Annotated in this window: 8 protein-coding genes; 1 reads left to right on the forward strand and 7 read right to left on the reverse strand. The window is 71.7% G+C overall.

All coding sequences use genetic code 11. The features are described 5' to 3' along the window. Window positions 1-21 precede the first annotated feature (21 nt). The 7 genes from ABD127_RS18155 to rplM all read right to left on the reverse strand — a co-directional run bounded on the left by ABD127_RS18155 (window position 22) and on the right by rplM (window position 6,751). Complete coding sequence (locus ABD127_RS18155; protein WP_344204067.1) at window positions 22-1,683, reverse strand: serine/threonine-protein kinase; 1,662 nt, start codon at window positions 1,681-1,683, stop codon at window positions 22-24. Continuing rightward, window positions 1,680-2,906: an FHA domain-containing protein gene (locus tag ABD127_RS18160; protein ID WP_344204069.1), complete on the reverse strand. Its 1,227-nt coding sequence runs from the start codon at window positions 2,904-2,906 to the stop codon at window positions 1,680-1,682. Before ABD127_RS18160 ends, ABD127_RS18155 begins: the two co-directional genes overlap by 4 nt. Window positions 2,907-2,934: 28 nt before the next feature. After that, window positions 2,935-3,768, reverse strand: a complete 834-nt coding sequence (locus tag ABD127_RS18165; protein WP_344204071.1) for a PP2C family protein-serine/threonine phosphatase — start codon at window positions 3,766-3,768, stop codon at window positions 2,935-2,937. A 185-nt stretch (window positions 3,769-3,953) separates the two neighbouring features. Continuing rightward, on the reverse strand, window positions 3,954-4,427 hold the full coding sequence (locus ABD127_RS18170; protein ID WP_344204073.1) for a GNAT family N-acetyltransferase: 474 nt from the start codon (window positions 4,425-4,427) through the stop codon (window positions 3,954-3,956). 8 nt (window positions 4,428-4,435) lie between these two features. Continuing rightward, window positions 4,436-5,782, reverse strand: coding sequence for a phosphoglucosamine mutase (glmM, locus tag ABD127_RS18175; RefSeq protein ID WP_344204075.1), 1,347 nt, complete (start codon window positions 5,780-5,782; stop codon window positions 4,436-4,438). A 7-nt stretch (window positions 5,783-5,789) separates the two neighbouring features. Further along, a complete protein-coding gene (gene rpsI, locus ABD127_RS18180; protein WP_344204077.1) occupies window positions 5,790-6,287 on the reverse strand; it encodes a 30S ribosomal protein S9 in 498 nt (165 codons plus the stop codon). A gap of 20 nt (window positions 6,288-6,307) precedes the next feature. Beyond that, on the reverse strand, window positions 6,308-6,751 hold the full coding sequence (gene rplM / locus ABD127_RS18185; RefSeq protein ID WP_344204079.1) for a 50S ribosomal protein L13: 444 nt from the start codon (window positions 6,749-6,751) through the stop codon (window positions 6,308-6,310). A 246-nt stretch (window positions 6,752-6,997) separates the two neighbouring features. Here rplM and ABD127_RS18190 point away from each other — a divergent pair, with 246 nt between their 5' ends. After that, on the forward strand, window positions 6,998-8,293 hold the full coding sequence (locus tag ABD127_RS18190; protein WP_344204081.1) for a citrate synthase: 1,296 nt from the start codon (window positions 6,998-7,000) through the stop codon (window positions 8,291-8,293). Window positions 8,294-8,365 lie beyond the last annotated feature (72 nt).

The raw sequence follows: 8,365 nt of genomic DNA on the forward strand, positions 1-8,365 counted from the left end.
CCCCGTGCCCCCCATGGCCCGTCAGACCGCGCACACCGGCGCGGACTCGTCGGCGGGCGAGGTCCGCCCGTCGGCTCGCTTGACCATGACGACGATGCAGGTCGTCTGGCCCTCGGTTCCCCGGATGCTCAGCGTCGGCTCGGTGACCTCGTTGGCCGTGTTCAGCTGGCCGTCACCGGCCCGCATCCAGACGTACGTGTCGCCCTCCTCCGGGTCGGGATTGACCCAGGTGAAGGTGACGAGCCCGCCGTCGACCGTGCCCGTGAGCTCGACGGGCGCCTGCGGGGCGTCGCCGATCACGTCGGTCGGGTCCTGGCGCTGCGGGTCGTCGAGGTCGTCGGTCTGGTCGCGGCTCGACGAGGTCCCGTTCAGGAGCGCCGTCGTGACCAGCCCGGCGATCACGAGCAGCACGACGAGGCCGCCGATCCAGACCCACGGCGAGCGACGGCGTCGCTCGGGCTCGGCGGGTGCGGTGGTCGTGGCGGGCGCTGGCGCGGCGGGGCCGAAGCCGACCGCCGGGAGCGGCGCGGGGGCCGCCGGTGCCGCAGGACGGGGAGCTGGTGCCATCGGCGACGGCGCGGGCGCCGGAGCACTGACCGCCCGGGCCGGGGCCGGCGGCGCGACGTGACCGGGCGGCGCGGGAGCCGGGCCCGGGGACGGCGGGCCGGCGGGCACGGGCCGCACGTGGGTGCGGTCGTCGATGCCCTCGACGACGACGGGGCGCAGGCGCGTGCCGTCGGCGCGCTCCTGCGGGTCGATGACCGAGACCGGGCGGACGCGGGTGCGGTCCTCGTCCTCCTTCGGGCCGGGCGCCGCCGAGGCGTCGAGCACCTCGATGCGGGTCGGCGGCAGGCCCAGCTCGAGCTGGACGTCGTAGAGGGCCGAGGCCAGCGCGAGCGCCGACGGCTGCCGCGACGCGACGTCCTTGCTCATCGCCATCGCCAGGATCGACATCAACGAGTCGGGGACGTCACCGCGGTTGATCCGCGCCGGCTGCTGCCGCTCGATGCGGGTCATGAGGGTCGCGTTGTCGTTCGCACCGCCGGGGACCTCGAACGGCGAGCGGCCCGCGAGCAGCGTGTAGAGCGTCGCGCCGAGCGACCAGACGTCGCTGCGGACGTCCGCCGGAGGGTTGTCCCAGAACGCCTCGGGCGGGGACCACGGCACGGAGACGCCGGTCGAGCCGGGGCCGATGTCGTGGGTCGTGGCGGCGATGCCGAAGTCGGTCAGCATCGGGGCGCCGTAGGCGCTCGTCAGGATGTTGTGCGGCTTGATGTCGCGGTGCAGGATGCCGGCCCGGTGCGCGGTCTCGACCGCACTGCCCAGGCGCACGCCGATCTCGAGGGCGTCGGGCACCGAGAAGCGCTCGGCCCGGTAGCGGGCGGCGAGGTTCGGCGCGGGGCAGTACTCCATGACGAGGTACGGGCGGCCGTCGTTGCTGACCCCGGCCTGGAAGATCGAGACGATCGAGGGGTGGTCGGAGAGCTGGGCCATCAAGTTGGCCTCGGCGTGGAACACGTCGCGCTCGGCGGCCTGCACGGCCGACTCGAGCAGCACCTTGACCGCGACCTGGCGGTTGAGCGCGTCGCGGTAGAGGAAGACGTCGGCGAAGCCGCCCTCGCCGATGTGGTCGACGAAGGTGAAGCCGTTGAGGGCCGGCGGGTTGCTGCGCAGGCGGGTCATCGCGGAGCACCTGCCAGACCGGCGATCGAGACCGTGATCGTCAGGTCGTCACTCAGGCGCAGCGCGGCACCGTCACCCACGTCCGTGGGGACATCCTTCACCAGTACCCCTTCCGAGCCCCCGAACGGCGTGTGCGTCGTCCCGTTCGTCGACACGTCCGTCACGCGAACGGTAGTCGGGCCGACCGTGATCTCCAAGTGCGTGCCGGAGACGTACGGGTCGTCGACCACCACGAGCTGCGGCAGGCCCGTGCCGGTGGCGGCGGTGGAGCGGGGGCTGCGGCCGACCAGGGCCCGGGTCGTGACCTCGCAGGTCTCGCCCGAGCTGAGCGAGAGCGTCACGACCGGACCGCGGGGGCGGGCGGCGACCTGGGTGTCGGGTGCGCGGCGCGGAAGGCTGCCGCGCGCGACCGTGCGGCCGTCGTGGTCGCCGGAGTGCGGGTCGACCTCGCCGGCCGGTGCGACGACGGCGTCCTCGGCCTCGTCGAGGTCGTTCTCGACGGGTCGGACCGCCGCGTCCTCGGGCCGTCGGCCCGGGACCGTGACGCCGAACATCGCGTCGAACTCGAGCTCGTCGGTCTCGATGATCGTGGCCGAGGAGTCCGGGACCGGGGCCACGGGTCTCGGCATGGGCTCGGGCTCGGGCTCGGGCTTCGGTTCCGGCTCGGGCTCGGGCTTCGGTTCCGGCTTCGGTTCCGGCTCGGGCTTCGGTTCCGGCTGCGGTTCCGGCTCGGGCTTCGGTTCCGGCTGCGGCTTCGGTTCGGGCTGCGCGGCTGCCGGTCGCGCAGGTGCGACCGGAGCGGCGAGATCGGGGTGCCACGAGATCTGCGAGACCGGGACGACCCCGGAGCCGATCGGCAGGCGCTGGCCGGTCTGGGAGGCCTCGGCCTCGCGCACCTCGACCCGCTGGACGTCGCCGAGCGGCCACGCGCGCTCGGTCCAGGTCGTGACGCCGTGCCCGTCGAGCTCGTCCTCCCCGACCGTGACGTGATAGCGCCCGCGCGCCAGGACACGCACCTCGTCGCGGTCCGCGACGGCGCAGGCGAAGTCGGGGACCGAGCGCCAGCCCGAGGCCGTCAGCGTCTGGACGATGCGCTCGATCGCGAGCGGCTCGGCCGCCAGCTTGACGAGCGTGCGCTCGTGGCCCGCGTCGATCACAACGACGCCCACGCCCGTGACCAGGGCGAGGGCGTCTCCGGGGCGGTACCAGCGGTGCGTCACCACGGTGGCCTCCGCAGGAGGTCGGCGGGCGTCATGCGTGGCTCCTCGCCTGCGGCACGGTGTCGACCTCCGGGTCGCTGCGACCGTGCCCGAGCGTGTCGGCGTGCGACAGGATGTCGCTGCCGATGACGTCGATCACGATCGCCGTGACGTTGTCGTGGCCGCCGGCCTCGACCGCGGCGGCGACGAGCCGCGCGGCGGTGACGGCGGCGGAGGCTCCCCCGCGCAGCACGCGCTCGATGCGCTCGTCGTCGAGCTCGCCCGTGAGCCCGTCGGAGCAGAGCAGCAGACGAGTGCCCCCGCGCGCGGGCATCAGCGTGAAGTCGGCCGCGGCGTCGTCGACGGCGCCGATCGCTCGGGTGATCACGTGCCGGTCGGGGTGGACCCGTGCCTCGCGCTCGTCGATCTCGCCGGCGTCGATCATCTCCTGCACCAGGGAGTGGTCGTGGCTGACCTGCTCGAGCCGCTCGGGCGTCAGGAGATAGGCCCGGGAGTCACCGATGTTGACCAGCAGCCAGTACCCGCGACCGCGCTCGACGACGTAGACCGCGGCGACGACGGTGGACCCGGGCGCGGTGACCGGCGAGGTCGCCAGCGCCGACACCGCGGTGCGGGACGACTCCAGCACCCGCTCGATGTCGGGCGCCGTGACGTCGTCGCGTCCGGCGAGCTCCTCGAACGCCTCGATCACGAGTCGGCTCGCGACGTCGCCGGCCGCGTGACCGCCCATCCCGTCGGCGACGACGTAGACCGGCGGGCTGACGAGCCAGGCGTCCTCGTTGTGGCGGCGCACCGCCCCCTCGTGGGTGGATCCGGCCGCGACCAGCGTGACGCCGGCCGACATGATGTCGGGCGTCCACGTCACTGCTGCTGTCTGCGTCACCCGATTCCCGTCCTCCCGGTCGCACCCCCACGTCGTCGGGGACGATCGTCCCCCGACGCCGCATCGAGCGTGTGCCCGTGCGCCGCAGAATACGATGCCCTCACCGTAGGAGCGAATCGAACCGGCCCGCCATGGGGACCGCTCCCCCGGGGTGCCAGGTCCGCGCGTCAGACCTCCCGGGTCATGAAGACGCTGTGCGGGTCGAGCCGGTACTCGCCGAAGGGTGAGCAGACCGTGAACCCGTGACGGGCGTAGAGGCGTCGCGCCGGGGCGAAGTGGTCCTGGGTGCCCGTCTCGAGGCTGACCCGGCGCATGCCGGCGCGCTGTGCCTCGGCCAGGAGGTGGCGCACCATCGCCTCACCGACGCCTCGTCCGCGGGCGGCGGCACGGGTGCGCATCGACTTGAGCTCCGCGTGGGCGCCGCCGAGGTCCTTCAGGGCGCCACAGCCCACCAGGTCGTCGGCGTCGCGCGCGGTCCAGAAGCTGATGGACGGCGCGGACAGCGCTGCCACGGGCAGTGCGTGCACGCTCTCGGCCGGGCTCGTGGCACGCATCTCCGCCAGGTGCTCGGCCAGGAGCGCGGCGACGTCGTCCCGTTCGAGCCCGCCGGCCTCGAACCGCAGCGCGGGGTGGGTGGACACGACCGAGCTCAGAGCGCGAGCTGGGCCCGGACCACGTCGGCGAGCTGGTCGGCGACGGCCGAGGCCTCGTCGGCCGTGGGGGCCTCCACCATGACGCGCACGAGCGGCTCGGTGCCGGACGGGCGCAGCAGCACGCGTCCGCGACCCTCGAGCGCGGCCGAGGCCGCCGTGACGGCGCCCTGCACGACGGGGTCGGAGCTGCTGCGGGCCCGGTCGACGTCGGTGACGTTGACCAGCACCTGCGGGAGCCGGGTCATGACCGAGGCGAGGTCGGCGATCGTGCGACCCGTGAGCTTCATGCGGGCCGACAGCTGCACCGCGGTGAGGACGCCGTCGCCCGTCGTGGCGTGCTCGGCCAGGATCACGTGGCCCGACTGCTCGCCGCCGAGGGAGAAGCCGCCGGCGCGCATCGCCTCGAGGACGTAGCGGTCGCCCACCGCGGTCTGCACCGTGCGCAGGCCGGCGCGCTCCATGGCCTGGACGAAGCCGAGGTTGCTCATCTGCGTGACGACGACCGTGTCGTCGTGCAGCGTGCCGGCCTCGTGCTCGGCGACGGCCAGGATCGCGAGGATCTGGTCGCCGTCGACGGCCGTGCCCTCGGCGTCGACCGCGAGGCAGCGGTCGGCGTCGCCGTCGAAGGCGAAGCCGGCGTCAGCGCCGTGGCGGAGCACCGCGGCCTGCAGGCCCTCCAGGTGCGTGGAGCCACCGCCCTCGTTGATGTTGGTGCCGTCGGGCGCCGCGTTGATCGTGACGACGTCGGCCCCGAGCGCCTCGAAGACCTGCGGACCGACCTCGTGGGCGGCGCCGTGGGCGCAGTCCAGGACGATCGTCAGACCGTCCAGACGCGTCGGGGACGAGGCGACCAGGTGCCGGACGTACTCGCCGAGACCGGCGTGGCTCTCGCCGACCCGGCCGACGTCGGCGCCGGTCGGACGGTCCCACGGCTCCTCGAGGCGGTCCTCGATCTGGCGCTCGATCTGGTCGTCGAGCTTGTGCCCGCCGCGACCGAGGAACTTGATGCCGTTGTCGGGCATCGGGTTGTGGCTGGCCGAGATCATGACGCCCATGTCGGCGGCCAGGTGCTCGGTCAGGAAGGCGCAGCCGGGGGTCGGGACGACACCCAGACGGTGCACGTCGACCCCGGCCGAGGCCAGGCCGGCCACGACCGCGGCCTCCAGGAACTGTCCGGAGACACGCGTGTCGCGGGCGACCACCGCTGTGGGTCGGCTGTCGGCGAACGCCCCGCGCTCGCCCAGGACGTGAGCGGCAGCCACGGCCAGGTCGACCGCGAGCTCTGCCGTCAGGTCGCGGTTCGCGAGCCCCCGGACGCCGTCGGTTCCGAAGATCCGACCCACGAGCGGATCAGCGCTTGCTGTACTGCGGAGCCTTGCGGGCCTTCTTGAGACCGGCCTTCTTGCGCTCCTTGATGCGCGAGTCGCGCGTGAGGAGTCCGGCCTTCTTCAGGACGGGCCGGTTGGCCTCCTCGTCGATGCCGTTGAGCGAGCGAGCCACGCCGAGACGCAGCGCGCCGGCCTGACCCGTCATGCCACCACCGGTGACGCGGGCGACGACGTCGAAGCTGTCCTCCAGGCCGATGGCCGCGAGGGCCTCCTTGGCGATCTGCTGGTGCAGCTTGTTCGGGAGGTACTCCTCCAGCGGCTTGCCGTTGACGGTCCAGACGCCGGTGCCGGGCACGATGCGCACGCGGGCGACGGCCTCCTTGCGACGGCCGGTGGCCGCGCCGGGGGCGACGACCGCGGGACGGTCGGTGGCCGAGGACGCGAGGCCGCTCGACTCGGACGTGTAGACGCCGTCCGTGGTGGTCTCGAACTCGGCGTCCTGGGTGGTGGTGTCAGCCACGGTGCTCTCGTTCCTCGTGCTCACTGGGAGATCTGCGTGATCTCGAACGGCTGGGGCTTCTGGGCGGCGTGCGGGTGGCTCGGGCCGGTGTAGACCTTGAGCTTGCTCAGCTGCGCGCGTCCCAGACGGTTCTTCGGCAGCATGCCGCTGACCGACTTCTCGATGGCCTTGCGGGCGTCCTTGACGAGCAGGTCGCCGTAGGAGATCTGCTTCAGACCGCCCGGGTAGCCGCTGTGGCGGTAGACCTGCTTGTCGGTGCGCTTGGCACCGGACAGGGCCACCTTCTCGGCGTTGATGATGATGACGAAGTCGCCACCGTCCATGTGCGGCGCGAAGGTCGGCTTGTGCTTGCCGCGCAGCAGGGTGGCGGCCTCGACGGCCAGTCGGCCGAGGACGATGTCCTGGGCGTCGATGACGTGCCACTGACGGGTGATGTCAGTCGGCTTCGGGCTGAACGTGCGCACGGCGTGACCTTCTCGTTCTGGAGTGTGGGACCTCGGGACACGGCCCCGAAAGAATGGTGGTCGTACCCGCGTGTGGAATCGCGAGAGCACGACGACGTCCAAGACTAACCGCCTGGCCGTCCCTGGGTCAAAACGACCAGTGGACAGTCCACCCCGAAGGCGCGGCGCTCCCCAGGCGGGGCTAAGTTGGACGTCAGGAGCGTCACACCCAAAGGCGCGCGTCGTAACCGTCACAGGAGACCCATCGTGACCGAGAAGAACACCCTGACCGTCCGCGACAATCGCTCGGGCGAGGAGTACGAGGTCGAGATCACCGACGGCACGGTCCGCGCGACCGACTTCGGCAAGATCGGCAAGACCGACGACTCCCCCGGCCTCGCGGTCTACGATCCCGGCTTCACCAACACCGCCTCCACCCGCAGCGCCGTCACCTACATCGACGGCGACAAGGGCATCCTGGAGTACCGGGGCTACCCGATCGAGCAGCTCGCGGAGAACTCGACCTACCTCGAGGTGGCCTACCTGCTGGTCAACGGCGAGCTGCCGAACCAGAAGCAGCACGAGCAGTGGGTGCACGACATCACGTTCCACACGTTCGTGCACGAGAACCTCAAGAGCTCGATGCAGGGCTTCCGCTACGACGCGCACCCCATGGGTCAGCTGATGTCGTCGGTCGGCGCGCTGTCGACGTTCTACCCGGAGGCCCGCAACATCAAGGACCCCGAGGTCCGCATGGCGCAGGTCGTGCGCCTGATCGCCAAGATGCCGACCCTCGGCGCCTGGTCGTTCCGCCACGCGCAGGGCAAGCCGTACGTCTACCCCGACAACGACCTGTCCTACACCGAGAACTTCCTCTCGATGCTGTTCAAGATGAGCGAGCGCAAGTACGACGCGGACCCCCGCCTCGTGAAGGCCCTCGAGGTCCTGTTCATCCTGCACGCCGACCACGAGCAGAACTGCTCGACCAACGCGGTGCGCTCGGTGGGCTCCAGCCAGGTCGACCCGTATTCCGCGGTCAGCGCCGGCATCGCCGCGCTCTATGGCCCGCTGCACGGCGGCGCCAACGAGGCCGTGCTGCGCATGCTCAAGCGCATCAAGACCAAGGACAACGTCCCGGCGTTCATCGAGGGTGTCAAGAACGGTGAGGAGAAGCTCATGGGCTTCGGTCACCGCGTCTACAAGAACTTCGACCCGCGCGCGACGATCATCAAGAAGGCCGTCGACGACGTCTTCGAGGTCACGGGCGTCAACCCGCTGCTCGAGGTCGCCCAGGAGCTCGAGAAGATCGCGCTCAACGACGAGTACTTCGTCAAGCGCAAGCTGTACCCCAACGTCGATTTCTACTCGGGCCTGATCTACGAGGCGCTGCAGTTCCCGCCGGAGATGTTCACCGTCCTGTTCGCGATCCCGCGCACCTCGGGCTGGCTGGCCCAGTGGCTCGAGCTCGTCGATGATCCGGAGCAGAAGATCGCCCGCCCGAAGCAGATCTACACCGGCGGCCGTCAGCTCGACTTCACGCCCGCCTCGCAGCGCTGGGCCTGACCCCTCCGCGGTTTCCCACGAGTCCCCCTACGACTTCGTCGTGGGAGGTGCCAGCACGCTCGAATCCCGCAT

The sequence above is a fragment of the Aeromicrobium alkaliterrae genome (genome assembly GCF_039529015.1).
Taxonomy (GTDB): Bacteria; Actinomycetota; Actinomycetes; order Propionibacteriales; family Nocardioidaceae; genus Aeromicrobium; species Aeromicrobium alkaliterrae.

Coding starts and splice junctions, on each gene's coding strand:
- ABD127_RS18155 (WP_344204067.1), bottom strand. CDS start 1,683: ATGACCCGCCTGCGCAGCAACCCGCCGGCCCTCAACGGCTTCACCTTC.